Origin of the sequence: Streptosporangium sp. NPDC006013 (genome assembly GCF_040614275.1) — a bacterium.
GTDB lineage: Bacteria > Actinomycetota > Actinomycetes > Streptosporangiales > Streptosporangiaceae > Streptosporangium.
Genome location: NZ_JBEXUE010000019.1, coordinates 13,471 through 39,990, shown reverse-complemented (window position 1 = coordinate 39,990; position 26,520 = coordinate 13,471). Strand labels below are relative to the sequence as shown.

Here is a 26,520-nt window from a genome sequence, read left to right as displayed (position 1 = left end):
CCGACCGGTCCGCGGGCCTGTCGACTCACGGAACCCATGTCGCCGCCCCCCGTGTCACCGGCCGCGTCTCTCGACACCCCGCTTTTAAACCAGCCATTACTCTAGAAATACATTGAACTAATCCGCTATCAAGTCAATGTCCTAAACCGGTCAGCCGACTTCCCCGAAGGCGGAGCGGCCTGTCCACTTCAGGCAGGGAAAAGCACCCCCGGATGAAGCCGCGAGCGCGGCCTGCCCGGAGAGAGGTCGCGGGACGGCCCGACCCCCCGTGCCGGCCCCCGCCTCGTCCCCCCTCGGATCCCGGCCTCCTGCTCGGCCCCACGCGGCCCGTCCCCGGGCGTCTCTAGATGATCTCTAGGACCGCCTGCGACAGTCGGATGGCGGGAATTCCAGAGGACCACCGGCCGGGATTCTGTTGCTCCGGGCCTCCGGTCCGAGAATCCCTTTCCTGGCGGCTCTCTCGTCATCGCGGACCGGAACGACAGGACGGAGGGACGATCGATGGACGCCCCTCCTTCACGCGCGTACGACGGTGGATCCAGCACACGTGCCACGTGCCTCCCCTTCCGCATCGCGAATCACCTCGGAAATTCATCGGAGTCCGATCCGAGAGCGGCGTCACCTGCCGGGAGGAACACGCGGGTGTTCGGTCAAGCGCAGTTCGCGAGGGGCACATGACCCATTCTTTCCTGACCTCTCCATCGGCCGGAGGGAGAGACCAGATCCGGCCCGATATCAACACTCTCTGCTCGTCCGCGAGGCGCAGCGTGGCCGTTCTCCTGCCCAATCCCAGAGCCGGCGTCGCGTTTTCCCGCATCTTCAATTCGGCTGTCATTCCACCTGGCGTGCGGACGAGGGTCGTCATCGGCTCATCGTCCGGAGCGGCCGGTTTTCCCGAGTCGGTGGAGCTGAGGGTCGATCCGCTGATCTCCGAGAGATTCCTGATGATCGACGGCCTCGTCGCCATGACCGGCCACACCTCCCGGATGGCGGTGGTGCGCACCCCCGCACTGGTCACGTTGCTGGGAGAGCTGTTCGAGCGCGTCTGGTCACAGGCCGCACCACGCCGCCGCGAGCGGGAGCCGCTGTCCTCGCTGACGGACCAGGAAAGGACCGTTCTAAGGATGTCCGCGGAGGGCCTGACGGACGAGGTGATCGCCCGCCATCTCGGCCTGACCTCCCGCACCGTACGCCGCCACATGGCCACCGCGATGGAGCGGGTCGGAGCGCAGAGCAGATTCCAGGCGGGAGTCCGTATCGCCAAGGCGGGGATCGTCTAGGCGATCAGCGGGGGACTCCGCGCCGCGAACTTGTCAGATAAGGTCGTTCTCCTCGACTTCGCTGTGTCATGCCCAACCGCGTGTGGAGGCCTGGTGGACGAAACGGAAGCCATTACCACCACCGGCGCCGCGGAGGGACTCGGCGTCGACGTTCTGGGACCGGTGACCGGCCGGAGGGGTTCACTCGAGCTCGACCTGGGAGAGCCCAGGCAGCAGGCCGTCCTCTGCATCCTGGCGATCAACGCGGGACAGCCGGTCACCAGGGACCGGCTGATCGACGGAGTATGGGGAGAGCGGCCGCCGAAGACGGCGGAGCAGAGCGTCTACACGTACGTGTCCAGGCTGAGACGGGCACTGGACCCGGACCGGGATCCGCAGAGACCTTCGAGGCCGCTGGTCTCCGTCCCCGGCGGATACTCGCTGCGGCTCGCGCCGGAGCAGGTGGACGCCCTGGTCTTCGAGCGCTGCCTTGACCTGGCCAGAAAGTCGCACGCGAAGAACTCGTACGAGACCGCCCTGCACTCCCTGGACAGGGCCTCGGAGCTGTGGCGGGGCACGTGCCTGGGTGGGATTCCCGGTCCGTTCGCCGAGTTCGAGCGGCACAGGTTGAACGAACTACGCCTGACCTCGCTGGAGCTGCACGCGGACCTGCTGCTCCTGCTCCGGCGCCCCCAGGAGGCCGCGGCCCGGCTGGCCCCCCTGATCCGCGAGCACCCGCTGCGCGAAAGGCTCCGCGAGCTGCACATGGTCGCGCTTTACCGCTGCGGCCGGCAGGTGGAGGCGCTGAAGGTCTATCAGGAGATCCGGCACCTGCTGGCCGAGGAGTTCGGCATCCAGCCGCACGAGAGTCTCCGCAGGTGCCATGAGCTGATCTTACGCGCCGACCCCCTGCTCGATCTGCCCTCGGCGACGCTCCCCACGCCCCCGGAGCGGGTCCCCCCGCTCCGGGAGCCCTCGCATTCGCGGCACCGCGCCGCCGCCCGGGGAAAGGTGGCTCACCAGTTGCCGCGCGACCCCACCGACTTCGTCGGACGCGCGGAGGAGCTCGTGCGGCTGAGAACGCTGCTCTCTCCCTGGGACGGCCGCCCGCCCCGGCACGTCGTCGCGATCACCGGGGCACCCGGATCCGGCAAGTCGACCCTGGCGCTCCGGGCCGCGCACCTGGTCCGCGACCGTTTCCCCGACGGGCAGCTGTACGTGAACCTGCGCGGGGCGACGCCGGGCATGAGGCGGCTGGAACCGATCGAGGTGATCAGCAGGTTCCTGCGCGATCTTGGCATGCCCCAGCGTGACATTCCCGCCGACCTCGATGAGGCCGCCGCCCTGTGGCGCGGCGAACTCGACGGCCGCGAGATCCTCGTCGTGCTGGACGACGCCGCCGATGAGGCCCAGATCCGCCCGCTGCTGTCGGTGCCGATGGGCAACACGATCCTGACGACCAGCCGGGAGAGCTTCACCCTGCTCGACGACTGTGCCCGTATACCGATCTCCAGGATGCGGCGCGCCGAGTCCTCCACGATGCTCGCGAGACTGATCGGGGAGGAGCGGGTCGCCGAGGACGTTCAGGCGACGGCGCGCCTGATCGACCTCTGCGGAGGCCTGCCACTGGCCGTCGGCATCGCGGGAGCCCGGCTGGCGAACCGGCCGCGCTGGGGCGTTGTCGATCTGGTGAGCCGGCTGGAGGACGAGCGGGGGCGGCTGCGGGAGCTGGCGGCGGGCGATCTCGCGGTCCGATCCAGCCTCGCGGTCAGTCACGACATGCTCGCCGGCAGCGACCACCACCTTGACCGGACGGCCGCCCGCGCGCTGCGCGCGCTCGGCGTGCTGCAGACGGCCGACGTGACGGCACCTGTCGTCGGCGCCCTGCTGGATGTCCCCGCGGACACCGCGGAGCGCGCGATGGAACGGCTGGTCGACGCGCACCTGCTGGAGGAGGGCGAGCCGGGAAGGTACCGGCCGCACGACCTGATCCGGCTGTTCGCCGGCGAGCAGGTCGCACGTGAGGAGACGGAGACGGATCGCGACGCCATGCTGGACCGGGCGCTGAGCTTCTATGTCGGGACCACCCGGCTGGCCGTGAAGCTGGCCCGCTACCCTCGCGCGGAGTCGGCGGACGTCGATCTCGGTGCCGATCCTCTCCCGCTCGGCTCGTACCAGGAGGCCCACGAGTGGCTGAACCGGGAACAGGCCAATCTCCTGTCCGCCGCCTTCCAGGCGATGTCCGCTCCCCGGGAGCGGACATCGCGTCTCGGCGTCGCCCTGGTCTTCGCGCTCTTCTGGCACCTCCACCACGCCGGCCTTCCCGCTCGTCTCCTCACCATCAGCCGGCGGACCCTCGCGGCCGGGCAGCGGCTGGAGGATCGCCGGCTTGAGGCGGGGGCGCACAGCCTCGTGGGCCTCGCACTGAACATGGTCGGCCGTCTCGAAGAGGCCCTGCGCCACTTCCGGCAGCACCTGATCCTGTGCCGTCGGCTCTCCGAGCGGCATGGTGAGCAGAAGGCGCTGGGAAACCTCGCCATGAACCACCTCGCACTCGGCTGCTACGAGAAGTGCATCGACTGCGCCGAGAAGCAGCGGGAGGTCGCGGACGCGATCGGGTACAGGTCGGGCGAGCACTACGCGCTCACCATGATCGGTTCGGGGTACCACGGCCTGCGCCGGTTCGAGCAGGCACTGGCCATGCTGGACGAGGCCCTGTTCAAGTGCCGCAGGGACGGCAACCTGTATCAGGAGACGGCCGTGCACGAGAGGCTCGGCGGCGTTCACCTCGACCTGGGGGACGCCGCGGCGGCCAGGGCCTCCTTCGAGGCCGGCCTCGACTGCGCGCGCGCCGCGCAGGTGGTCGTCGCCGAACCGTACCTGCTGCTCGGCCTGGCCCGCTCCCTGCGGCTCCTCGGCGAGGTGGAGCAGGCCGTGACCTACCTGGGGCGTTCCGTCGCGTCCGCCAGGGCGACGGGGAACGACGAGGTGGAGAAGGAGGCGTCGGCGGAGCGGGCGGCCATCGGGGCCACCCGCGAGAAACCGTCCGCCTCCCCGGGCCGGATGATGGCTCTCTGAGGACCGCGAGCTGAGGACCGCGAGCCCAACGGGCTGATCACGCGCACCCGGCCGGGCACAACCGTAAGAGTCGCTAACGACCGCCTCCCGCGTTCCCCCGTGTCTGCCATGTCCGGCCCCGTGCCCGGCTGATGTACTACCAGAGTGAGCGGCATCGAAACGCGGCAGAGCCTGGGCGTCGGCGAGAGCGTCCTGCGTCCCGACGGGACGCTGAAGGTCACGGGCGAGTTCGCCTACTCCTCCGACCTGTATCTGGCGGACATGATCTGGGGGGTCACCCTGCGCAGCCCGCACCCGTCGGCGTGGATCCGCTCGATCGACGTCGGCCCCGCGCTGGCCATGCCCGGCGTGTACGCGGTGCTCACCCACGAGGACGTGCCCGGCGAGAGGTTCTACGGGCTGGACCACAGGGACCAGCCGGTGCTCGCCATCGACCAGGTCCGCTACCAGGGTGAGCCGGTCGCGCTGATCGCCGCCGACCACCCCGAGCGCGCCAGGAGGGCGGCCGAGGCCGTCATCGTGGAGTACGAGGTCCGCGAGGCCGTCACCGACCCGCGCCGGGCCGCCTTCGACACCTCCTGTCCCGCGGTCCACGAGCGCGGCAACGTGCTGCGCCACCAGCCGATCCGGGTCGGCTCCACATTCGAGGCCCCGGTGGTGGTCACCGGCGAGTACGAGGTCGGCATGCAGGACCAGGCCTTCCTCGGCCCGGAGTCCGGGCTGGCCGTACCCGCCGAGGACGGCGGGGTGGACCTGTACGTCGCCACGCAGTGGCTGCACGCCGACCGGGGCCAGATCGCGCCGTGCCTGGGACTGCCCGAGGAGAAGGTGCGGCTCTCGCTGGCCGGGGTGGGCGGCGCGTTCGGCGCCCGTGAGGATCTGTCCATGCAGGTCCACGCGTGCATGCTGGCCCTGCGCACGGGCCGTCCCGTGAAGATCGTCTACAACCGCGAGGAGTCCTTCTACGGCCACGTCCACCGGCACCCGGCCCGGATGCGCTACGAGCACGGCGCCACCCGCGAGGGCAGGCTGCTGTACGTCAGGGCGGAGATCCTGCTGGACGGCGGCGCCTACTGCTCCACCTCCCCGGCCGTGGTCGGCAACGCGGCCTCGCTGGGGGTCGGCCCCTACGAGGTGGACAACGTGTGGATCGACGCCTACGGCGTCTACACCAACAACCCGCCCTGCGGGGCGATGCGCGGTTTCGGCGCGGTGCAGGCCTGCTACGCCTACGAGTCGCAGATGGACAGGCTGGCCGAGGCGTGCGGGATCTCCCCCGTCGAGGTCAGAATCCGCAACGCGGTCTCCCAGGGGTCGAGGCTGGCCACCGGGCAGGTGATCGACTCGCCCGCGCCGCTGGCCGAGATGCTCGCGGAACTCGCCGCGATGCCGCTGCCCACCGCCCCCACCGCCTCGGACGGCGCCTCGGACGACGCGGGCGGGACGGACCTGCTGAGCATGCCGGGCGGCATCTCACAGACCACCCACGGCGAGGGCGTGCGGCGCGGGGTCGGCTACGGCGTGGGTATCAAGAACATCTGCTTCTCCGAGGGCTTCGACGACCACTCGACCGCCAGGGTGCGGGTGGAGCTGATCGGCGGGGAGCCGCACGTCCTGGTGCACACGGCGGCGGCCGAGGTGGGACAGGGTCTGCTGATGGTCCAGGAGCAGATCGCCAGGACCGAGCTGGGGATCGACACGGTGACGGTCGCGCGGGCGGACACCTCCGTCGGGTCGGCCGGGTCCTCGTCGGCGTCCCGCCAGTCCTACGTCACCGGTGGTGCGGTCAGGGCGGCCTGCCAGGCCGTGCGGGAGCGGCTGGACAAGCTGCGGGCCGACGGATCGTCGCTGGTGCAGGCTCTGGAGCTGGCCGGGGCCGTGGAGGAGACCAGGGAGTACCGGCACCGGCCCACCTTCCCGCTGGACCCCCTCACCGGGCAGGGCGACTCCCACACCCAGCTCGCGCTGTGCGTGCACCGCGCGGTCGTGGACGTGGACGTGGAGCTCGGCCTGGTCAAGGTGGTGGAGCTGGCCGCGGTCCAGGACGTGGGCCGGATCATGAACCCGCTCGCGCTGGAGGGCCAGATCCACGGCGGTTCGGCCCAGGGGCTGGGGTTGGCGCTCATGGAGGAGATCCAGGTCCAGGACGGGGTGGTGCGAAACCCCTCGTTCACCGACTACCTGATCCCCACCATCCTCGACATGCCGCCGATGCGGGTGTCGATCCTGGAGAACCCGGACCCGCACGCCCCCTACGGCCTGCGCGGCGCGGGCGAGCCGCCCACCCTCTCGTCCACCCCCGCGGTGGCCGCCGCCGTACGGGCCGCGACCGGCCTGCCGCTGCCCCGGGTGCCCATACGTCCCCATGACATCGCCTTGAACGGGTAGGAACCGCCCATCCCCTCCATGTCCGGAGGGGAGACCATGGATCGCTTCTTCGAGCTTTCGGCCAGGGGGACGACGGTCGGCCGCGAGCTCCGGGGCGGGATAACCACCTTCATGGCGATGGCGTACATCATCCTGCTGAACCCGATCATCCTGGGCGGGGCGACGGACGTCACGGGGGCCAGGCTGTCGACCCAGCAGCTGACCACGTCGACGATCCTCGCGGCGGCGGTGAGCACGCTGCTCATGGGAGTGATCGGCAACGCACCGCTCGGGGTCGCGACCGGGCTCGGGCTGAACGCGGTGGTCGCCTACCAGGCCGCGCCGCACATGACGTGGGCTCAGGCGATGGGGCTGGTCGTGCTGGAGGGGCTGGTGATCGTGCTGCTGGCCGTGTCCGGGCTGCGGCAGCTAATCATGAACTCCATCCCGCTGGCGCTGAAACACGCGATCAGCGTGGGTATCGGCATGTTCATCGCGCTGATCGGGCTGGTGGACGCGGGTTTCGTCGGCAGGGGTACGGGGTCGCCGGTCCAGCTCGGCACCACCGGGCGCCTGACGGGCTGGCCGGTGGCGCTGTTCTGCCTGGGGCTGCTGGTGATGATCGCCCTTTTCGTGCGCAAGACCCGGGGCGCCATCCTGATCGGCATCGTGATCACCGCCGTGCTCGCCGTCGTGGTCGACACGTTCACCACGGTCCCGCCGGAGCTCTGGGGTGTGGTGATACCCCGGATGCCGGAAGCGGTGGTCGGGGCGCCCGACTTCGGGCTGGTCGGCCAGGTGGACCTGTTCGGCGGATTCGCCCGCGCCGGTGCGCTGACCGCCACGATCGTGCTGTTCACGCTCGTACTGTCGGGGTTCTTCGACGCGATGGGCACCATCATCGGGGTGAGCGACGAGGCGGGCCTGGTGGACGAGCAGGGCCGGGTGCCCCGGCTGGGAGCGATCCTCACCGTGGACGGCGTGTCCGCGGCGATCGGGGGTCTCACGAGTTCCTCGGCGAACACGGTGTTCGTGGAGTCGGCGGCCGGGGTCGGCGAGGGGGCCAGGACCGGCCTGGCGTCCGTCGTCACCGGTGCCCTGTTCTCGCTGACCCTGCTCTTCACCCCGGTCGCCACCGTCGTCCCCGCCGCCGCGGCGGCGCCCGCGCTGGTCCTGGTGGGCGCGCTGATGATGACCCAGGTCAGGAAGGTGCCCTGGGAGGACCTGGGCATCGCGATCCCGGCGTTCCTGACGATCGTGCTGATGCCGTTCACCTACAGCATCACCAACGGGGTGGGCGCGGGCGTGATCTCCTACACCGTCATCCAGGCGGCCCTCGGCCGGGCCCGGAGGATCCCGTGGCTGCTCTGGGCGGTCAGCCTGATCTTCGCGATCTACTTCGGCGTCGACGGCGTCGGAACGCTGTTCTTCTGAGCCGGCCCGGATCGCACGGGGCCGCTCTCAGGACCTGTCGTTCAGCTCGCAGGCGATCCCGTTCTTGTTCCCGTCGATGTACCAGTCGTACTCCTTGTGAATCCCCTTGTGGTACGGGCCGTAGCCGTTGTCGTTCGCTTCCCTGCAGGTGCGGTATTTGGGGTCGAGGTCTCCGTTGCCCGACGTGGCCGGAGCGGTGTTCCGGGTGGCGGGGTTGGTGGCGGCAGCGTCCGTTCCCGGCGGGGGCGTCGCGGCCGGGTCCGTCCCTGGCGGATTGGTCGCGGCCGGGTCCGTCCCCGCCGGGTTGGTCGTGTCCGGGACGCCGTTGTTCGACGGGCTCACGGGCTGGTTGGGCTGCGGGTTCGTGGCCGGATCGGCCGGTGGGGTGAAGACCGACGTGTCGTCCGGCCGGGGGCCGGCGGTCGGCTCCGTGCCGATGCCGCTTGAGCCGAGCAGCCGGACGACCATCGCGTCCGCCTGCTCCTTGGTGAAGGAGCCGGCGATGCTCAGGCTGTCGGCGGTGATCGCCTGGGCGACCCGGGGGGCCGCCACCACCTTCTCCCCCACGACGATCGCGATCTGCTGCCTGACCGGGTCGTCCTCCTTGACCACCTCCTCGGTCAGGTCGGTGATCTGCTCGCGGAAGGTGGGCGCGAACGCGATCCTGACCGAGTAGGTGCCGTTCTTCTCCTTGATCGCCTCGATCTTCCGCACGGCGTTCACGGTGACCCCGGCGGCGACCGAGTAGCAGTTCTGCCCGAGGTCGTCGGGGTAGGTCTCCGGAAGCGTGCAGGCTCCGGCCTTCGCCTCGGTCACCGGGGCGAAGTGGATGGGAACCGCCAGCCGGCTGGGCGGCTTGGCGCCGAGCGGCATATCGGGGTTGCGGGTCATGAGCACCGCGATGGTGCCGAGCACGCCGGTGATCAGCACGACGACGACCAGGGTGGTCAACAGGATCGCGGTCGTGATCCGGCTCGCCCTGGGGATCCCCGGCGCCCCGTTCGGCGGACCTCCGGCCTGCCTGCCACCGGCCTCCGGACCGCCCGCTCCGGGGCCACCCGGCCCCTGACCGCCCGGCCCCTGACCAGCTGGACCCTGACCACCCGGCCCCGGCACGCCCGGACCTGGCCCGCCCTGACCTGGGCCGTCCTGACCTGGGCCGTCCGGTCCGCGGTCGCCGAAACCCGGGCCGGCGAACCTCGTGTCACCGGGGTCCGAACCACCGGGCCCCGGACCTTCGGAGCCGGGATCGCCGGGCCTCGGACCGGCGGGGCCGGAACCACCGGAATCAGGGCCGCCGGGACCCGGTTCGCCGGGGGGCTCGGCGCCCGGCTCCCAGGGGCCACGGGCGTGGCGTCCGGTTGGGGCGCCGGGACGCTCGGGCGGCGTGAAGGCGTCACGGCGCTCCGGCGGCGTGAAGGCGTCGTAGGAGGATGAGGGTCCCCATGACGCGCCGGCGGGCTCGTCAGACCCTGCTGGAGGTCCCTGCGGTACGGGCGGCCCACCCTGCCCCGCGTGCATCCCCATCGTCATATCCCCGTATTCCTCGCATCTGTTCGCGGCGAGCCTATCGATCAGCGCGGGAAGCCGGTAACCCCGCAAGTCAGGATGGACGCCGACAGGCCGGGCGTCGACGGACCGCTGACGGTACGCCACCGGCGCCGCCCCTTTCCTGCCACCTTGCGCGTGATTACTCACTTTCGGGGAACGCAACGTGAAGAAGAGGACACGTGCCCACCCTGGAGGAGCCGTGAAGATCTCTGTTCCCAGCGAGGTCAAGAATCGCGAGTACCGTGTGGCCCTGACTCCCGCCGGAGCCCATGAGCTCATCCGGCACGGCCACGAGGTCCTCGTCGAGAAGGGCGCCGGGGTGGGGTCCGCCATTCCCGACGCCGACTTCCGACGCGTGGGCGCGACCGTCCTGGACTCCGCGGACGACGTGTGGGCCGAGGGCGACCTGGTCCTGAAGGTCAAGGAGCCCGTCGCCGAGGAGTACCACCGGATGCGCAAGGGCCAGGTGCTCTTCACCTACCTGCACCTGGCCGCGTCGCCGGCCTGCACCCGGGCCATGCTCGAATCGGGGATCACCGGCATCGCCTACGAGACGGTGCAGAACGCGGACGGCTCCCTGCCCCTGCTGGCCCCCATGTCGGAGGTGGCCGGACGGCTCGCCCCGCAGGTGGGCGCCTATCACCTGATGCGCCAGGGCGGCGGGCGAGGCGTGCTGATGGGCGGGGTGTCCGGCGTGCACGCGGCCAGCGTGGTCGTGATCGGTGCCGGGGTCTCCGGTATGAACGCCGCGGTCATCGCGCTGGGCATGCAGGCGGAGGTGCTGCTGCTGGACCGTGACATCGACAGGCTCCGCCAGGCGGACATGATCTACAGGGGCCACTGCAGGACCATCGCCTCCACCGCCTACGAGATCGAACGGGCGGTGCTGGACGCGGACCTGGTCATCGGCGCGGTGCTGGTCGCGGGCGCGAGAGCCCCCAAGCTGGTCGACAACGACCTGGTCTCGCGGATGAGGCCCGGTTCGGTCCTGGTGGACATCTCCATCGACCAGGGCGGCTGCTTCGAGGACTCACGGCCCACCACCCACGACGATCCGACGTACCGGGTGCACGACTCGGTGTTCTACTGCGTGGCCAACATGCCGGGCGCGGTCCCGCACACCTCGACGTACGCCCTGACCAACGTGACGGTCCCCTACGCCCTCGCGATCGCCGACCTGGGCTGGCGGGAGGCACTGCTGGGCGACCCCGCGCTGGCACGGGGCCTGAACACGCACGAGGGGCACCTGACCAACCGGCCCGTGGCCGAGGCTCACGGGCTGGAGGCGGTGCCCCTGGAGTGGGCGTTGCGGGCCTAGATCAGGACCTGGTCAGGGCGCCGGGGTGGCGCTGGGAACCGGGGCGTCGGTGGCCGGGGCGTCGGTGGCCGGAGCGCTCTGGCTGGGATCCGTGGACGGCGCGCTCGCCGGGATGGGCGCCTCGGCGGTGGTGCTGCCCACGCCGCCGCTGCAGGCGGCACCGAGCTCGGGGGTGTCCGGGCCGTTCTTGTACTTGGTGATGAACTTGGGCAGCCGCGGGTCCTCCGCGCTGTCCAGCTTGAGCTGCTTGTTCCAGGAACTGGCCACGACCTTGGCGGGCAGCTCCGGGTACGGGCTCAGCAGCATGTAGTCCTTGGACGCCAGCTCCTTCAGCGTGTCCAGCTCGGCCTTGGGCAGGTCGGGCCGGTAGGTGATCCACACCGCGCCGTGCTCCATGGAGTGGACGGCGTTCTCGTTGTTGACCGGCTGGTCGTAGATACCGCAGTTCTGCCAGGCCGGGTTGTGCTCACCGCCGAGCGGGGGGCTCTCCTTGTACGTCACCTTGGTCTGGGTGTGCTGGCTGCCGACGTACTTCGCGCTGGTGACGTTGTCCAGCGAGGTCGCGGCCCGCTCGTTGACCATGTAGAAGGCGACGAGCCCGACGAGCAGAACGATGACGAGGCCTCCGGCCCCCCACATCAGGAAGGCCGTTCTGCGCTCCTTGCGCTGCTGCTCCGCACGCATCCGGGCAAGATGCTCTCGCCTCGCCTGCGCCTTTTCCTTGGTCATCAACCCTCCAGCCAGCAAACAACTCCGGTCACCCTATGCCCTACCGGCGTATGTGGAGAATAAAGGGCTCATAACACGTGATACAGCGATGATTCGCGGCAGTGGGTACGCTGGGCGGGCAATGGAAACTCCGGTGAAAAACAGTGCAAAGTCCAGGCGCGGCGTCCTGTTCGGCGTCCTGCTCGGTGTCCTGGCCGTGGCGATCACGCTGCTGTTCGTCCTGGGCAGGACGGCATCCCCGACCGACGCCTCGGCAGAGGCGGGATTCGCCCGCGACATGGCCGTCCACCATGCCCAGGCCGTCGAGATGTCCTTCATCGCCAGGGACGGGAGCGAGGACGAGGCGCTCCGGCGGCTGGCCTACGACATCATCGTCACCCAGACGGCCCAGCGCGGCATCTTCACGGGCTGGCTGCAGCAGTGGGGGTTGAACCAGTCGACGGAGCGACCGGTCATGGCGTGGATGGCCGGTCACGGCGGCCACTCTGTAACGCCGGGCGCCTCCGCCGCGATGCCCGGTATGGCCACCGACGACGAGCTCAAAAAGCTCCGTGAGGCCACAGGCAAGGACCAGGAGATCCTCTTCCTGCAGCTCATGATCCGCCATCACGAGGGCGGCGTGCAGATGGGCCGGGGGCTGCTGAAACTGTCCGACCGCGACGAGGTGGCCACCATGGCGCAGCACATCGTCGACGGCCAGACAGGCGAGATCGAGTTGATGACCGACATGTTGCGGCAGCGCGGCGCCCAGCGGCTGCCTTCCATCCTTTAATAGCGTCGGCGCGTCCCTGTGTGGCCGGTCTCCGGCCAGGGCAGCATGGAGTCAACCTGGCCGGAGGAAAGAGAATGGTGAACGACGAGCCGGAGAACCGCCTGGAGGTGAGCATCTCCGCCGAGGTAGAAATGGGGCAGTACGCCAATTTCGCCTCCGTGTGGCACACCCAGGATGGGTTCGTCCTGGACTTCGCGGTGATCACCAGGCCACCCCAACTGGCCAACGACCCCTCCTCGGGGCATCACTTCGTGAGCGTGCCGACCCGGATCGTCAGCCGGATCCGCATCCCCCCGAGCCAGGTCTTCGAGCTGATGAAGGCCCTCGAACAGCAGCTGACCGCGTACGAGCACGAGACAGGCCAGAAGAACTGAGCCCGGCCCGCCGGTGTGGCGGATCCGGTCCACCGCGCCCCGTGCCCGGGGAGTCCCACCCGCCGGGACCCGGGACGCGGCCGAACCCGGCGGGCGAGACCCGGCTTCAGGCCGCCTTCATGGCAGGCCGATGGCCTGCCGGGCCGCGGCCAGCAGGCCGGCGGTACGCCGGGTGGCCAGCGCCGCCCCGCCCGACAGGAGCCGCGACAGCTCGGCCTGGTCCGCCGAAAGCTCGGTGTAGCGCTCCTGGACGGGCCGCAGCCTCTCCACCACCGCCTCGGCCACATCCCGCTTGAGCGCGCCGTACGACCCGTACGACAACGACTCGATCGGCCGGTCCGAGCAGGCGGCGAGCAGGGCGAGCAGGTTGGAGACACCGGGCTTGGCCACCGGATCGTGGCGGACCTCGGTGCCGGAGTCGGTCACCGCCCGCATGACCTTGCGCCGGATGTCGTCGGGCCGGTCGAGCAGATAGACGGTTCCCGCGGCCGAGCCATCCGACTTGCCCATTTTCGAGGTGGGATCGCTCAGGTCCATGACCCTGGCGGCGACCCGCGGCTGCACCGCCTCGGGCACCGTGAAGACCTCGCCGTACAGGCGGTTGAACCGCAGGGCCAGGTCCCTGGTCAACTCCACGTGCTGGCGCTGGTCCTCCCCCACGGGCACGACGTCCACCCGGTGCAGCAGGATGTCGGCGGCCATCAGCGCGGGGTAGGTGAGCAGCGAGAGCCGGACCTCCTCCTGCCCGGCCGACTTCTCCCTGAACTGGATCATCCGCCGCATCTCGCCGAAGTGGGCGGTGCTCTCCAGCAGGTAGGCCAGTTCGGTGTGCGCGGGCACCTGGGACTGGATGTAGACGAGAGAGCGGTCAAGGCCGCAGGCGAGCAGCAGGGTCGCCGCCTCGCGGGTGCGGGCGCGGAGCTGCTCCGGGTCGTGCTTGATCGTCAGAGCGTGCAGGTCCGCGACGGCGTAGACGCAGTCGGCCTCGTCCTGGAGCCGTACCGCGGGCATGATCGCGCCAAGCAGGTTGCCCAGCGTGAGGTGGCCGGTCGGTTTGAAAGCGGTGAAGACGCGCTTTGTCATGGTCACTCCTCGTGGAAGGGGGACCGTCGCGCACCGGCCGTACGGGAAAACAAGAACGACCGCCGGTGAACGGCGGCCGTTTCTGTGCGCAGTCGGGACTGGCTAGCGGATCCGCCTCTCAGCGGCCCGCCACAGACCCAGACTGTGCTTGCTCATACCCGCGAGTATAAGCGCTCCCCTTGGTCCTCCCACCTTGGTCAGGCGGTGCCCATCTCCTGCGCCACCGCGGCGGCGAACGCGTCCACGTCGGCCTCGGTGGTGTCGAACGCGGTCATCCAGCGGACCTCGCCGGTGGCCTCGTTCCAGGTGTAGAACCGGAACCGCTTCTGCAGGCGCTCGGTCACGTCCCTGGGCAGGACCGCGAAGACCGCGTTGGCCTGCACCGGACGCGGGATCTCCACGCCGGGCACCTCCCGCACCGCCTCGGCGAGCCGCCGGGCCATGGCGTTGGCGTTGCGGGCGTTGCGCAGCCACAGATCGCCCGCGAGCAGCGCCTCGAACTGCACCGAGACGAACCGCATCTTGGAGGTGAGCTGCATGGCGCTCTTGCGCAGGTAGCGCAGGCCGCGGACGGCGTCGGGGTTGAGCACCACGACCGCCTCGCCGAACATCAGACCGGCCTTGGTACCGCCGAAGGAGAGCACGTCCACGCCCGCGTCGGTGGTGAACGCGCGCAGCGGCACGTCCAGCGCGGCGGCGGCGTTGGTGGCGCGGGCGCCGTCGAGATGGACGACCATGCCGAGATCATGGGCGTGGTCGCAGATCGCCCTGATCTCCTCCGGCGTGTAGAGCGTGCCCAGCTCGGTGGTCTGCGTGATCGACACGACCCTGGGCTGGGCCCGGTGCTCGTCGCCGAAGCCCCACGCCTGCCTGTCGATCAGCTCGGGCGTGAGCTTGCCGTCGGGGGTGGCGACCGGCAGCAGCTTGAGCCCCGCCGACCGCTCGGGGGCGCCGCCCTCGTCGGTGTGGATGTGCGCCGACTCCGCGCAGACCACCGCCTCCCAGTGGGCGGTCATCGAGCGGAGCGCGACCACGTTGGCACCGGTGCCGTTGAACATCGGCCAGGCCTCGGCCGCAGGGCCGAAGTGCCTCTTGAAGATCTCCTGCAGCGCCTCGGTGTAGACGTCGTCGCCGTACGCGGTCTGGTGTCCCTCGTTGGCGAGCGCGATCGCCTGGAGGATCTCCGGGTGTACCCCGGCGTAGTTGTCGCTGGCGAAGCCCTTCACCAGCGGGTCGTGCCTGCGGATGGCGTCCGTCACGTGCTCTTTCCCCCTCGTTCGACGCCCGGCCGCTTCGTGGCCGGGCGTCGCCTTGCTTCTTCGTGGCCGCGGTACCGGTACGGGCGCGGCACCGGCCGTGGCCGCCGTACGGGTCCCGGCAGCCGGTTCACGGCCGCCTCAGCCTGTGGTGAGGTCGATCCGGGTGCCGTTGGCGTCGGTCTTCCAGAGCCTGTCGATCGCCTCGGCGAGGTCGTCGACGTCCGTGAAGCCGGGGAACCTCCGCTCCGGGGCGGCCGCGCGCATGCCGTCGTGCACGAGCGCCTTGACCACCAGGATGTTCGCGGTGGAGGCGGTGTCCTTCAGCGCGTCCGCGAAGGCCAGGGTCCACGCCTCGGCGGCGGCCTTGGCCGTGCCGTACACCGCGTCGCCCTGACCCGGGTGCTCGGCCGTCTTGGCCGAGACGATGGCGAACCGGCCGCGCTCGCTGGCCTTGAGCAGCGCTTCGAAGGCCAGCGTGACGTGCTGCAGGGTGCGGATCAGCAGGTCGTGCAGGAGCGCCCAGTCATCCAGCGACGTCTCGGCGAAGGTCTTGGACCCGCGCCAGCCGCCGACCAGGTGCACGATCCCGTCCAGGTGGCCGTGCTCGGCCGCCACGTCCCGCGCGAGCCCCCGCACCGCGTCAAAATCGAGCAGGTCGACCGCCAGGGTTCCGTCGGCACCGCTCCTGTCGACGCCGATCACCGTGTGCCCCTGGCCGGTGAACCTGCGGACGACGGCCTGACCGGCGGGACCGGCCGCGCCGGTGACAAGGATGATCATGCTCGGATGCCCTTCGTGGAGTCGATGACATCGGTGAGCTTACGACGCAGGGCCTCGTAGAACATGCTCAGCGGGAACTCGTCGGGCAACACCGCGTCGACCACGGCCTTGGGGAACCCCTCAACGGGGAGGGCCGCCACCCCCCGGGCCCAGACCGAGGCGGGGTGCGGTTCGACGTAGGTGGCGACCAGCTGGTGGGCGGCCAGCCAGTGGGCCAGCTTGGAGCGGTCGATGCCGTCCCGGTAGAGCTTCTCGACCTCGCCCCGCAGGTCGGCCACGCCCCCGGCGAGCCGGTCCCAGTCGACGCTCAGCCGGTTGTCGGTCCACCTGACGATGTCGTTGCGGTGCAGGTACGCGAAGAGCAGCTGCCCGCCCAGGCCGTCGTAGTTGCGGACCCGGTCACCGGTGATCGGGAAGCGGAACAGCCGGTCGAAGAGCACCGCGAGCTGGACGTAGCGGGCGTGCGGCACCCCTTCCTTCTCCAGCTTCACCGCCTCGCCGAACGCGGTCAGGTCGCAGCGGAGCTCCTCCAGGGAGTACAGCCAGTACGGCATCCGCTGTTTGATCATGAACGGATCGAACGGCAGGTCGCCGTGGCTGTGCGTGCGGTCGTGGATCAGGTCCCAGAGCACGAAGGTGTCCTGGGCCAGCTCCTGCGAGGCGATCAGCCTGGCCGCGTCCGGTGGCAGCGCCAGCTTGAGCGTGTCCGCCGCCGCCCCGCTCACCGCGCGGAACCTGGCGGCCTCGCGGTCGGCGAAGATGCCGCCCCAGGTGAAGCGGGCCGGGGTCTGGCGGACCGCGACGGTCTCGGGGAAGAGCACCGCGGAGTTGGTGTCGTAGCCGGAGGTGAAGTCCTCGAAGGCGATCGGCACGAACATCGGGTTGTCGTAGCGGGTCCGCTCCAGCTCGGCCAGCCACTCCGGCCAGATCGTCCGGATCCACACGGCCTCGATGTGCCGGGAGGTGCTGCCGTTCTGGGTGTACATCGGGAAGAGCACGAGGTGCTCCAGGCCGTCCACCCGCTGGGTGTCGGGGTGGAAGGCGTCGAGCGAGTCGAGGAAGTCGGGCACGCCCAGGCCCTGGTCCGCCCACTTGCGCAGGTCGGCGACCACGGTGGCCAGGTAGCCGGCGTCGTGCGGGAAGCGCGGCGCGAGCCGCTCGACGCACTCGACGATCTCGGCGACCAGTTCGACGGCCCTGGCGTGGTCCCCTTCGACCGAGCCGTCCTTGGCCTGCATCGGCCGCAGTTCCTCGATCGCCCGCTTCAGGTCCTCGAAGGCGGCGCGGGCCTCGGACCGCCTGGCCTCGACCGGGGCGGGGACGCGGGCGACCCAGGTGACGAGGTTGCCCCAGAGCACGGCGTGGTCGTGGTCGCCGATCGAGTCGTCGCCGAACAGGTCGGAGTCGGCGACGACCACCAGGCGGCCCTCGCCGTGCCGTACGGCCACCGCCAGCGGGCGGCCCGCGGGGGTCGCGGTGGGCGAGGTCTCGAACAGCACCGCCGCGTCCTCGGGGGCGGTGAGCACCCCGGCCCGGTAGAAGCAGGCGCTCCGCACCCCGGCCAGCAGGTCCTGGCCCGCGACGTCGATCTTTCGCGGGGCACCCATGACCCAGGCGGCCACGCCGTTGTGGGCGCTCTGCGGATCGTGGACGAGGGTGTGCTCGACCCCGACGCCGAAGCGCGCGAGCAGCTCGGTGAGGTTGCTGCCGTACTTCTCCTGCTCGTACTCGGCCAGCACGACCAGCCCGCCGCCGCCCGCGACGTACTCCTCGATCGCGTCCAGCTCCTCGACGGGCAGGACGGGGCTGCCCAGCCCGGTGGTCCGCTCCCAGCGCCCGTCGGCGGGGTGCGCGATCACCAACACGTCCCGCGCGCTCAGCAGGGCCGGGGTGAGCGGCCCCTCGGTGTGCGCGTCCACGGTGTGCCCCAGCCGGCGCAGCAGCTGCGCGGCGCGCGCGTAGCTGCTGTCGTCGGGATGGCCGGGATTCATCGTCTCGGCCACGTCCCGCCGGATGGTCCACGACTCGCTGTGAGCCTCATCGAACAGTACCCGCGGCAGAGCTGTCACGATAAATCCTCCTTCAAGCAAGAGCTAACAACGGAAAATATACACAATCCATCCCATTTTTGGCGCATCCCTTACGCGGAGGGCTTTCCGGAAGACCGGCACCTCGCGGGGTGGGGTCAGGTCGGTGCCACCGCCCATCGCGGTGGGGTGCGCGCGGGCCGGTAGTCCTCGTCAAGGCGGACCTCACGGCCGTGGCTGACCGTCCAGCATTCCAACTCGTGCAGCCAGAGCCTGTGCAGGTGCGCGCGGGCCACCACCTCCTCCATGAACACGTACGCGACTCCGGCGATCGGCGGGTCACCGGAGTCTTCGAGTACGGCCAGGCGGGCGTCGCGCATCTCGGCGTCGTGCACGGCGCGGCCGTGCACGACGATCCGCAGGGTCCGCGTGCCGGCGTCGTACAGGCCGCGCAGCCCGCTCCGGCGTTTCGGCCACGGGTGGTCCCGCGCCCCGCCGGGCAGGGGCGATACATAGCCGACCCCCGCCGTGAGGAGTTCGTGTCCCGGCCAGGCCTGCCGCCGCGCGGTCTCGGAGTCGGCGGCCAGATCGTGGAACTGCACCAGCGTGATGTCCCCACGGGTGAGGAGCCGCCACGGGCCGTGCTCCAGCCACCGCCGCGACAGCAGGCGGTCGTGGCCCGCTCCCCTGAACGCGCACGCCCACCCGTGGCTGTAGTGGAGATCGGCGAAGCCCCCGTTGCCGGTCCAGTGATGGACGCCTCCGGTGGAGGCGACGGCGAACGGCAGGACCTCCAGAACCTCCAGCAGCGACTCGGCGGTCCAGTCGCCGTCGCGGCCCGCCTTCACGATGGCGTTACCGATGTTGAACGCGAAGGGCTCCCCGTCACCGTTCCACCCGACGGCGCTCTCCGCCCCTTTCTCCTGGCGGGCGGCGAAGCGCTCCGACCAGTCCGCACCGGGCACCTCGTCCGCGAAGTCCACGGAGAACTTCGCGTCGGGCGGCCGACCCGGCCCGAACACGCCCACGACGGCCCGTGCCAACGCGGACAGATCCGGCCCGTCGAGCCCCAGCAACAACCTCATGTCCACGCGTCCCGCTCCCGCAAGGCTCGATCACTCCTACGGGGCGGACGCTAGGAACCCGCCCTTGCGAGCCACTGGGAGCCGGGTTGGGGCCGACGACGACGGACATCGCGGGGCCGCGATCGCCGTGATCAGTGCCGTGGCGGGCGAGGTGCGGCGGGCGATCCAGGGCCGGCGTCACCTCCAGCCCGAGGCTCCGCGACTGGACACAGGTGGGGTCGGGACAGGTGACCCCGGCGTCGATTTTGTCGATGGTCACGGTCTTGCAGCGGATCGGCGTTCGCGGCGACTCGCATGAAGATCCGTACTCCGCACAGGCCCTGGTAGAGACACGTGACAGTCAGGCTCCCGCAGCTGGATGCGAGGGCCGGGCGGGCTTGATCTATCTAGCAGGGAAGGTCATAACACGCGCCGCGCCCGGCCGGGGCACAGGTGTACACGGTCGGGCGCGGTTCGTGACGTCAGGAGCGTGCTACCACTTCACCCATTTGCCGTTGCGGCATATGTGGATGCCGCCGCCGGGGCCATTGGGAAGGCCGTAATCGCCCTCTCTGCTGTACCAGTATTGGTTGGTCCGGGCGTCGACGTACACGGGGCAGGCCGACCCTGCCACTGGTGGCGGTTCTGCCTGGGCGGGTGCGGAGATCAGGGTGGCGGTGATGAGTGCGGCGCCTAGGGCGGCGGCGGTGCGGGTCAGGGTGTGCATGGTTCTCCGATCCACGAATGCAACTATAAGTGAAGAACATGTTACTCAATGTCACCATTCAGGGCCGGATGGACTTGCCGACTACACGTACCTCAATGGGCCGATGCCCCTACCCGCACAGATCCCCATCCTTGATCACAAAGTGTCGCTGGAGTACTAGACGGAACATTCGTCATCGAGGTACCAGCCGTACGGGCTCGGAGCCGCACCCGCCGCCACGCGCGGAGCGTAGTGGCGGGTGTGCAGTGAGGCCACCAGCTCACCCCGGCTGTGGGTTCCCGTCTTGGCGAAGACCGCCTTCAGATGGTCCTGCACCGTGAACGGCGAAATGCCGAGCACGGCGGCCATCTGGCGGGTGCTGCGCCCCTGCGCGGCCAGCGCCGTCACCTCACGCTCGCGCGAGGTCAGGTCGTAGGCCCTGGCGATGATCTGACCGAGCACGGCGGGACGGGCGCCCTCGATGATGAGGGCCACCCGGTCCGCCGAACCCTCGATCGGCGAGCCGTGCAGCATCACCCACCCTCCGCCCCGGGCCGGCAGGGCGGCAGTGGCCGGGCCGTTCCCGGCCTGGGCGGCGGCCACGACGGACCTGACCGCACTCGGTATGCGGCCCCGATCGTCGATGGCCTCCAGCCACGTGCGCGCCTGGGTACTGAGCGTCTCGACCTCGCCACCGGAGCGTACGAGCAACATCCCCGGAGGATCTTCGATACCCTCGGCGACGTCCAGGGCGGCACGGAGCAGGGTCAGCCGGAACAGGTCCGCGATGGGGGAGACCGCCCCGGTCAACGCCGCGAGCTCGGCCGCCCCGAACGGCGGCGACGGCGTGCACCGGTAGAGCGTCAGCGACCCCCAGCAGCCATTGCGGGACCGCAACATCACGCGGGCCTCGTCGCAAATCCCGAGCTCACGCAGCAGCGGTTCATATCGCGCCGCTTCGGAGATCCGGCCGCCGGTGGCCTGGTGCAACCCCGCGACGGGCACGGCGGCGTTGGCCAGCCGGGTGTAGCCGTTGAGGTCCGCGTCGCGGAACTCAAGATCGAAGATGATGCGCTCGCGGTCCGCGCCGCCTTCGTGCCCGATCCCGGTGACGAAGCAGCTCGTCCACAACAGGGTGGCCGGGTCGACCGTGGAGATCGCCGCGATGTCGTACCCGATGACCCGGCGCAACAGCCGGTCGAGTTCCGTGCGCACCTCGGTGAGGTCACCACCCCGCACCGCGATCCGGCGCAGCCCTTCGTGCAAGTCCACGTTCAAAGGATCGCCCGTACCTGGCCTCCTCACCACCCCCATGTTTATGGGATACCGCTCCCCGGCGGCCCCTTACTAGCTTTTTCAGCATTCGACCTGAAGGAGCCGAACATGGAACGGGACGACCTGTTCACCCACATTCACAAGGCACTGCGCCGGGGCCTGTTCGAGGTCACGATGCTGGCGGGCGCCACCGACTGGGCCGATGACGACGACATCGAACAGTTGGCGACGCGCTGGCAGCCCCTGCTGGCGCTGCTGCGTTCGCACACCGAACACGAGGACCGGCACATCCTGCGCGTCCTGGACCCGTACGAGCACCAGACCACCGACGCGATCGCCGAGCAGCACACGGACCTGGAGGAGCTGGAGCAGCACCTGGCCGAGAGCTTCGACGCGCTCGTCGTCAAGCCCGATCCGGTGGCCGGCCTCGCCTTCTACCGCGACCTGGCCAGATTCACCGCGGCCTACCTCCCGCACCTGCACGAGGAGGAGACCGTGGTGATGCCACGCATCTGGGCCCGCTGCACCGACGAGGAGATCGCGGCGGCACGGGCGGCGTTCATGGCCGAGACGACGCCGGAGATCCAGACGATCAGCCTGGAACTGATGTTGCCGTCCCTCGACCGACCGACCCGAACCGGGCTCGTCCGGCGGATGGCCGCCACGGCTCCGCCGGAGGTGGTGAAGGGCGTGCTCGCGATCGGCGACCGCGTGCTCGGCGCCGCCGACTCGGCCGCGCTCCACGCCCTCGTCTCCACGGCCCCGGCGAGCGGTGATCTCCATGCGTGACCGCTTATTCCGAGGAACGGAGCACTGATACGGCAGCCGCCGCCCGCCCGGTGTCCGCAGGTCGAGTTCGATCCCGGCAGGGGGCCTGCTGGGCTTGGAGACAAGGATCCGTCTCGTCACGTGAACTCCTTTTCCGACTGATCGCTACAGTTCGGGCTGCCGGTTTCCGCAGGGGAGGAAGATGGTCGTCTCATCGCGGATGGCCGGTCAAGAGGCCTGACGCGCCGGGTGGGCGGGCAACGAGCAGTTCGGCGGTGTCGCTCTCCCCGTCGTATCCCCAGTCGGTGAGCTGGGTACGGGCCAGATGCCGTGCCAGGGGCGTGGAGGAGACATCAGGCGACAGCGTCCACGAGACCCGCCGGATGCGCGCCGCGCGGACGGCTCGGGCCACGGGCCCGCCGAGTCCGTGAGGAAGCCGCCATAGCCGGCGCCATCCCCCCGAACAGTCGTTTCCCGGCCGGGCCGGGAAGGCGGACCGGCCGGGCACCGCGTACTCCGCCGCGAGACCCCGGCGGCACACGGGTTCAGGCCGCCCGCACATAGCAATCCCGGTGAGCGGGGATGCTGCGCCCGTCGGGCAGAAGCTCGCCGGTGTCGTCGAACAGCACCACGCCGTTGCAGAGCAGCCCCCATCCCTGTTCCGGATGAAACGCCACCAGGCGGGCCGCGTCGTGGTCCGGGGCGTTCGCGGATGGACACGGAGGCTTGTGCTGACACATGACCGTTACCTCGATCCTTGACGATCGCAGGAGAGTCTTCGAGAGCCTCCGGTTCCGGCTGGACGATCATCGCCGGCGTTCCGGTCCGGTGGGCTGCTTTCACTTCCCACAATGCCGTGTCCGCCGCCCGTCGTCTGCGCCGGCAGCATCCATTCGGGCCCCGTGCCAACGGCAGTCCCGGCATACCCGCTAACTGCAGTGCGCCATCCGCGGCCTGCCGTCGCCCTGGACTCGTGACCGTGCGTTGTCTCGTCATCGACGACAGCGATCACTTCGAGCAGGTCGAAGGAACCAAGCCCTACTGGACGGTGTCGTCGGTGCGGATCCAGCGGGTGAACGCCGCCCACTCGGCCGGAGTGAACACCAACGCCGGACCCGACCGATCCTTACTGTCACGAACACCGACACGACCGCCGGACAACTTCGCGACCTCCACGCACTCGCCACCGTTGCCACCGGAGAACGGCGACTTCACCCACACGGCCTCGATCAGCTTCAGCGATGCTCGCTGCGGAAGTGCCTCGGCGCGAATCGCCTCGTACTTGGTGATGATGTCCGCCACGTCAACGGGGCGATTCGGCGCCGTCGGCTCGGGACACCCCGGAGAGCCACACTATTCACTTAAAGTGATGAAGCAACTACAGAGAGTAGAGTGCGGAGGAAGGTGCGAACCACGGCACCGTGAAGTTCTCCAGGGGGGAAAATGCTTGCACGGGGGACCCGATCCCTTGCCATCCCGGCGGCGGTGCTGCTGACCGTGGCCTTGGTGGGTGGCTGCGGCGACAACACGCCGGCCGACCTGAGGCCCGGTGCCATGGTGGCCACGACCTCGGCACCCGCCGCCGCCCCGCCGGCCGCCACGACCGCCCCACCGGCGGCGGATACCGACCAGGAGTACCCCTCCGAGGAGTGCCCGGCCGCCGGCAACGCCAAGAAGTTCGCCAAGACCCGCTTCGCGCTGCACGCGGGCCTCGCACTGGGAGCCTTCTACCGCTACATCTACCGACCACTGCGGAGCGGGGGCTTCAAGGCGGGGGCGGAGAAGCGGAAGCGGACCTTCGCGAAGGCGGCCGTGGCCGGTCTCTTCACCGTTCACGAGCTGAAGGTCGCCAAACGCTTCGCCCTGGCCAACCCGACGTTGTGCAAGGGTGTCACGGCGGTCACCGCCAGCTTCGACAGGCTGACCTCCAAGCTGAAGAGCGGCACCGCCACCGAGGCCGACCTCGCCGCCACCAAGGACTCCTTCACCGGCCTGCAGCAGAAGGCGACCCAGAACGGCTACGGCTTCAAGGAGAAGAACGTCACCGTCCCCGGCGCGAGCTGAGAGCACCACCGCCCCAGAGACCGAAGGACAGCGGAGGGGCAGGATCACCCCAAGAAGGCTCGCGGAACACGGCCCCGCACCTGACACGCCGTGATCGGTAGGGTCGCGGCATGGAGAGCCAGAGCCGCGACCATGCCGAGGATGCCCGCGACGCGGTGGCCGAGCAGCTGCCCGGCTACCGCGTCGACACCGTCACGCCGCTCGGTGAGGGCCAGGACAACATCGCCTACGAGGTCAACGGCGAGTTGATCGTGCGCTTCAGCAAGGAGCCGGACCCGGCGCGGCGGGCCGCGCTCGTGGAGCGCGAGGCCCGTCTCCTGGCCGCCGTCGCGCGATTCTCCCCGGTGCCCGTCCCCGAACCGCGGTTCACGGTCGCTGAGCACGGCTGCCTGGCCTACTTCAAGCTCCCAGGCCGGCCGCTGCTCGGCCTGCCCATGTCGGAGCGGCTGGCCCACGGCCCGTCGGTCGCCGCCACGCTCGGCGGCCTGCTCGCCGCCGCGCACGCCGTTCCGGTGGATCGGCTGGCCGGCCTGGTGGAGGTGGACGACCCGCCGCCGTCCGAATGGCTGGACGAGGCGGCGGAGAGCTACCCGACGATCTCCGGGGAGATCCCGGCGGCCCACCGGCAGTCGGTGCAGGCGTTCCTGGACACCCCACCCCCGGACGGGGGATACACCCCGGTCTTCTCGCACAATGATCTGGGAATCGAGCACGTTCTCGTCGACCCGGCCACGGGTGCGGTGACCGGCGTCATCGACTGGAGCGACGCCGCGATCGTCGACCCGGCCTACGACTTCGGCCTGCTGTATCGCGACCTCGGCCCCACTGCCCTGGACGCCGCCCTCGGCGGCTACCGGCCCGGCGATGTCACCGCCCTGCGCGAGCGCGCCGTCTTCTACGGCAGATGCGGTCTCTTCGAGGATCTGGCGTACGGCCTCGAAACCGGCCAGGACGCCTACGTCGGCAAATCCCGCACCGCGATGGAGTGGCTCTTCCACTCGTAGAACGCCCCACCGGGGCTCCGGTGATCAGAACGGCGTATTCGCGGTTTCGCCGGTGAACGGCCACTTCGGACGCCGCCGGCATCCCGGTGCACGGGGAGCGGGCTCGGCGTCCGGGACCGCGATGGGAGCGGCGCCCGGTTATGGAAGGTGTGCCGGTGACCGACGCCTTTGGCGGTCACGACGAACACTTCAGATCAGATCAGGCCGAGGGAGAGCATCGCGTCGGCGACGCGCTTGAAGCCGTCGATGTTGGCGCCGGCCACGTAGTTGCCCGGCATGCCGTACTCCCTGGCGGTCTCCAGGCAGCGGCCGTGGATGTCCTGCATGATCTCCTGGAGGCGGCGCTCGGAGAACTCGAAGGTCCACGAGTCACGGCTGGCGTTCTGCTGCATCTCCAGCGCGCTGGTGGCCACGCCGCCCGCGTTGGCGGCCTTGCCGGGCCCGAAGGCGACACCCGCCTCCTGGAACACCCGGATGCCCTCCGGCGTGGTGGGCATGTTGGCACCCTCGCCGACCGCGATGCACCCGCCGCGCACCAGCGACTCGGCGTCCTTGCCGGTGATCTCGTTCTGGGTGGCCGACGGCATCGCCACCTCGCACGGCAGTTCCCAGATGCTCCGCCCCGCCACGAAGGACACGTTGCCGCCGTGACGCTTGGCGTAGGCGTCCATCCGGAGGTGCTCGACCTGCTTGACCTGCTTGAGGAGATCCAGGTCGATGCCCTTCTCGTCGACGACGTACCCCGAGGAGTCGGAGCAGGCGATCACCGTGCCGCCGAGCTGCTGCACCTTCTCGATCGTGTAGACGGCGACGTTGCCCGAGCCGGACACGATGACGCGCTTACCCTCGAAGGAGGTGCCGCGTGCCTTCAGCATCTCGTCGACGAAGAACGCGCAGCCGTAACCGGTCGCCTCGGTGCGGACCTGGGCGCCGCCGTAGCTGAGCCCCTTGCCGGTGATCACCGCGGACTCGTACCGGTTGGTGATGCGCTTGTACTGGCCGAACAGGTAGCCGACCTCGCGCTGGCCGACGCCGATGTCCCCGGCGGGGACGTCGGTGTACTCACCGATGTGCCGGTAGAGCTCGGTCATGAAGCTCTGGCAGAAGCGCATGATCTCGCGCTGGGAGCGGCCCTTCGGGTCGAAGTCCGAGCCACCCTTGCCCCCGCCGATCGGCAGGCCGGTCAGTCCGTTCTTGAAGATCTGCTCGAAGCCGAGGAACTTGACGATGCCCAGGTACACCGAGGGGTGGAAACGCAGTCCCCCCTTGTAGGGCCCGAGCGCGCTGTTGAACTCGACCCGGAAGCCACGGTTGATGTGGACCTCACCCTGGTCGTCCTCCCACGGCACCCGAAAGATGATCTGCCGCTCCGGCTCGCAGATCCGCTCAATGATCTTGGATTCGGCATACTCGGGATGCTTGCCGAGGACCGGTCCGATGCTCTCCAACACCTCGCGAACGGCCTGGTGGAACTCGATCTCACCCGGGTTGCGGCGCAGGACACTGTCGTAGATCGAGTCCAGTTTTTCGTGCAACATCACTTATCTTTCTGATCGCCAGCCCACACACTGTGGTCTAGACCTTATGAGACGCACTTCTCACATCTTT

At 69.8% G+C, this 26,520-nt stretch carries 23 protein-coding genes; 10 read left to right on the top strand and 13 right to left on the bottom strand.

Annotated elements, in window-relative coordinates; translation table 11 throughout:
• The first annotated feature begins 845 nt into the window (after positions 1–845).
• The 4 genes from ABZ260_RS05300 (at position 846) to ABZ260_RS05285 (ending at position 8,138) form a co-directional block, all read left to right on the top strand.
• Complete coding sequence (locus tag ABZ260_RS05300; RefSeq protein WP_355613245.1) at positions 846–1,280, top strand: helix-turn-helix transcriptional regulator; 435 nt, start codon at positions 846–848, stop codon at positions 1,278–1,280.
• Between the two features lie 93 nt (positions 1,281–1,373).
• The gene (locus tag ABZ260_RS05295; RefSeq protein WP_355613243.1) at positions 1,374–4,337 is read left to right on the top strand and encodes a BTAD domain-containing putative transcriptional regulator; all 2,964 of its coding nucleotides are present in this window, start codon (positions 1,374–1,376) and stop codon (positions 4,335–4,337) included.
• 144 nt (positions 4,338–4,481) lie between these two features.
• On the top strand, positions 4,482–6,725 hold the full coding sequence (locus tag ABZ260_RS05290; RefSeq protein ID WP_355613240.1) for a molybdopterin cofactor-binding domain-containing protein: 2,244 nt from the start codon (positions 4,482–4,484) through the stop codon (positions 6,723–6,725).
• 36 nt (positions 6,726–6,761) lie between these two features.
• Positions 6,762–8,138 carry an NCS2 family permease gene (locus tag ABZ260_RS05285; RefSeq protein WP_355613238.1) on the top strand — a complete coding sequence of 459 codons (1,377 nt, stop codon included), beginning with the start codon at positions 6,762–6,764 and terminating at the stop codon, positions 8,136–8,138.
• A 27-nt stretch (positions 8,139–8,165) separates the two neighbouring features.
• Here the strand turns inward: ABZ260_RS05285 and ABZ260_RS05280 are convergent, their stop codons facing one another.
• Positions 8,166–9,089 carry an excalibur calcium-binding domain-containing protein gene (locus ABZ260_RS05280; protein WP_355613236.1) on the bottom strand — a complete coding sequence of 308 codons (924 nt, stop codon included), beginning with the start codon at positions 9,087–9,089 and terminating at the stop codon, positions 8,166–8,168.
• A 799-nt stretch (positions 9,090–9,888) separates the two neighbouring features.
• Between ABZ260_RS05280 and ald the strand changes: the two genes are divergently transcribed.
• Positions 9,889–11,007, top strand: a complete 1,119-nt coding sequence (gene ald / locus ABZ260_RS05275; protein ID WP_355613234.1) for an alanine dehydrogenase — start codon at positions 9,889–9,891, stop codon at positions 11,005–11,007.
• A gap of 12 nt (positions 11,008–11,019) precedes the next feature.
• Here the strand turns inward: ald and ABZ260_RS05270 are convergent, their stop codons facing one another.
• Positions 11,020–11,736 (bottom strand): DUF3105 domain-containing protein, encoded by a 717-nt coding sequence (locus ABZ260_RS05270; protein ID WP_355613232.1) that lies wholly within the window; start codon positions 11,734–11,736, stop codon positions 11,020–11,022.
• A 133-nt stretch (positions 11,737–11,869) separates the two neighbouring features.
• Between ABZ260_RS05270 and ABZ260_RS05265 the strand changes: the two genes are divergently transcribed.
• Entirely contained in the window at positions 11,870–12,508 is a 639-nt protein-coding gene (locus ABZ260_RS05265; protein WP_355613230.1) for a DUF305 domain-containing protein, read from the top strand.
• A 74-nt stretch (positions 12,509–12,582) separates the two neighbouring features.
• Positions 12,583–12,882, top strand: coding sequence for a DUF3467 domain-containing protein (locus ABZ260_RS05260; RefSeq protein WP_030921269.1), 300 nt, complete (start codon positions 12,583–12,585; stop codon positions 12,880–12,882).
• A gap of 117 nt (positions 12,883–12,999) precedes the next feature.
• Here the strand turns inward: ABZ260_RS05260 and trpS are convergent, their stop codons facing one another.
• From trpS to ABZ260_RS05225, 7 genes are all read right to left on the bottom strand, one after another.
• Positions 13,000–13,965, bottom strand: coding sequence for a tryptophan--tRNA ligase (trpS, locus tag ABZ260_RS05255; RefSeq protein WP_355613228.1), 966 nt, complete (start codon positions 13,963–13,965; stop codon positions 13,000–13,002).
• A gap of 197 nt (positions 13,966–14,162) precedes the next feature.
• Positions 14,163–15,224: a low specificity L-threonine aldolase gene (locus ABZ260_RS05250; RefSeq protein ID WP_355613226.1), complete on the bottom strand. Its 1,062-nt coding sequence runs from the start codon at positions 15,222–15,224 to the stop codon at positions 14,163–14,165.
• Positions 15,225–15,362: 138 nt separating this feature from the next.
• A complete protein-coding gene (locus ABZ260_RS05245; RefSeq protein ID WP_355613224.1) occupies positions 15,363–16,004 on the bottom strand; it encodes an SDR family oxidoreductase in 642 nt (213 codons plus the stop codon).
• On the bottom strand, positions 16,001–18,073 hold the full coding sequence (locus tag ABZ260_RS05240; RefSeq protein ID WP_355613222.1) for a DUF6421 family protein: 2,073 nt from the start codon (positions 18,071–18,073) through the stop codon (positions 16,001–16,003). The genes ABZ260_RS05245 and ABZ260_RS05240 overlap by 4 nt, the downstream gene beginning before the upstream one ends.
• A gap of 116 nt (positions 18,074–18,189) precedes the next feature.
• A complete protein-coding gene (locus ABZ260_RS05235; RefSeq protein ID WP_355613220.1) occupies positions 18,190–19,116 on the bottom strand; it encodes a hypothetical protein in 927 nt (308 codons plus the stop codon).
• 472 nt (positions 19,117–19,588) lie between these two features.
• Entirely contained in the window at positions 19,589–19,837 is a 249-nt protein-coding gene (locus tag ABZ260_RS05230) for a hypothetical protein (RefSeq protein WP_355613218.1), read from the bottom strand.
• 141 nt (positions 19,838–19,978) lie between these two features.
• Positions 19,979–21,073, bottom strand: coding sequence for a helix-turn-helix transcriptional regulator (locus ABZ260_RS05225; protein ID WP_355564616.1), 1,095 nt, complete (start codon positions 21,071–21,073; stop codon positions 19,979–19,981).
• 111 nt (positions 21,074–21,184) lie between these two features.
• On the opposite strand from ABZ260_RS05225, the gene ABZ260_RS05220 reads away from it, so the two are divergent.
• Positions 21,185–21,865, top strand: a complete 681-nt coding sequence (locus ABZ260_RS05220; RefSeq protein ID WP_355613216.1) for a hemerythrin domain-containing protein — start codon at positions 21,185–21,187, stop codon at positions 21,863–21,865.
• 190 nt (positions 21,866–22,055) lie between these two features.
• Here ABZ260_RS05220 and ABZ260_RS05215 read toward each other — a convergent pair whose 3' ends face one another.
• The 3 genes from ABZ260_RS05215 to ABZ260_RS05205 form a co-directional block, all read right to left on the bottom strand.
• Positions 22,056–22,256 carry a hypothetical protein gene (locus ABZ260_RS05215; protein ID WP_355613214.1) on the bottom strand — a complete coding sequence of 67 codons (201 nt, stop codon included), beginning with the start codon at positions 22,254–22,256 and terminating at the stop codon, positions 22,056–22,058.
• 133 nt (positions 22,257–22,389) lie between these two features.
• A complete protein-coding gene (locus ABZ260_RS05210; protein WP_350958227.1) occupies positions 22,390–22,584 on the bottom strand; it encodes a DUF5999 family protein in 195 nt (64 codons plus the stop codon).
• A gap of 298 nt (positions 22,585–22,882) precedes the next feature.
• Positions 22,883–23,083 (bottom strand): DUF397 domain-containing protein, encoded by a 201-nt coding sequence (locus ABZ260_RS05205; RefSeq protein ID WP_355613254.1) that lies wholly within the window; start codon positions 23,081–23,083, stop codon positions 22,883–22,885.
• Positions 23,084–23,287: 204 nt separating this feature from the next.
• Between ABZ260_RS05205 and ABZ260_RS05200 the strand changes: the two genes are divergently transcribed.
• Both ABZ260_RS05200 and ABZ260_RS05195 read left to right on the top strand, forming a co-directional pair.
• A complete protein-coding gene (locus ABZ260_RS05200; RefSeq protein ID WP_355613211.1) occupies positions 23,288–23,908 on the top strand; it encodes a hypothetical protein in 621 nt (206 codons plus the stop codon).
• A gap of 110 nt (positions 23,909–24,018) precedes the next feature.
• Positions 24,019–24,912 carry a phosphotransferase gene (locus tag ABZ260_RS05195; RefSeq protein WP_355613209.1) on the top strand — a complete coding sequence of 298 codons (894 nt, stop codon included), beginning with the start codon at positions 24,019–24,021 and terminating at the stop codon, positions 24,910–24,912.
• 194 nt (positions 24,913–25,106) lie between these two features.
• On the opposite strand, the gene gdhA is transcribed toward ABZ260_RS05195, so the two are convergent.
• Positions 25,107–26,450 (bottom strand): NADP-specific glutamate dehydrogenase, encoded by a 1,344-nt coding sequence (gene gdhA / locus ABZ260_RS05190; RefSeq protein WP_355555346.1) that lies wholly within the window; start codon positions 26,448–26,450, stop codon positions 25,107–25,109.
• Positions 26,451–26,520: the final 70 nt, after the last annotated feature.

Coding starts and splice junctions, on each gene's coding strand:
- ABZ260_RS05285 (WP_355613238.1), top strand. CDS start 6,762: ATGGATCGCTTCTTCGAGCTTTCGGCCAGGGGGACGACGGTCGGCCGC.
- ABZ260_RS05270 (WP_355613232.1), bottom strand. CDS start 11,736: ATGACCAAGGAAAAGGCGCAGGCGAGGCGAGAGCATCTTGCCCGGATG.
- ABZ260_RS05260 (WP_030921269.1), top strand. CDS start 12,583: ATGGTGAACGACGAGCCGGAGAACCGCCTGGAGGTGAGCATCTCCGCC.
- trpS (WP_355613228.1), bottom strand. CDS start 13,965: ATGACAAAGCGCGTCTTCACCGCTTTCAAACCGACCGGCCACCTCACG.
- ABZ260_RS05245 (WP_355613224.1), bottom strand. CDS start 16,004: ATGATCATCCTTGTCACCGGCGCGGCCGGTCCCGCCGGTCAGGCCGTC.
- ABZ260_RS05235 (WP_355613220.1), bottom strand. CDS start 19,116: ATGAGGTTGTTGCTGGGGCTCGACGGGCCGGATCTGTCCGCGTTGGCA.
- ABZ260_RS05220 (WP_355613216.1), top strand. CDS start 21,185: ATGGAACGGGACGACCTGTTCACCCACATTCACAAGGCACTGCGCCGG.
- ABZ260_RS05210 (WP_350958227.1), bottom strand. CDS start 22,584: ATGTGTCAGCACAAGCCTCCGTGTCCATCCGCGAACGCCCCGGACCAC.
- ABZ260_RS05200 (WP_355613211.1), top strand. CDS start 23,288: ATGCTTGCACGGGGGACCCGATCCCTTGCCATCCCGGCGGCGGTGCTG.
- ABZ260_RS05195 (WP_355613209.1), top strand. CDS start 24,019: ATGGAGAGCCAGAGCCGCGACCATGCCGAGGATGCCCGCGACGCGGTG.
- gdhA (WP_355555346.1), bottom strand. CDS start 26,450: ATGTTGCACGAAAAACTGGACTCGATCTACGACAGTGTCCTGCGCCGC.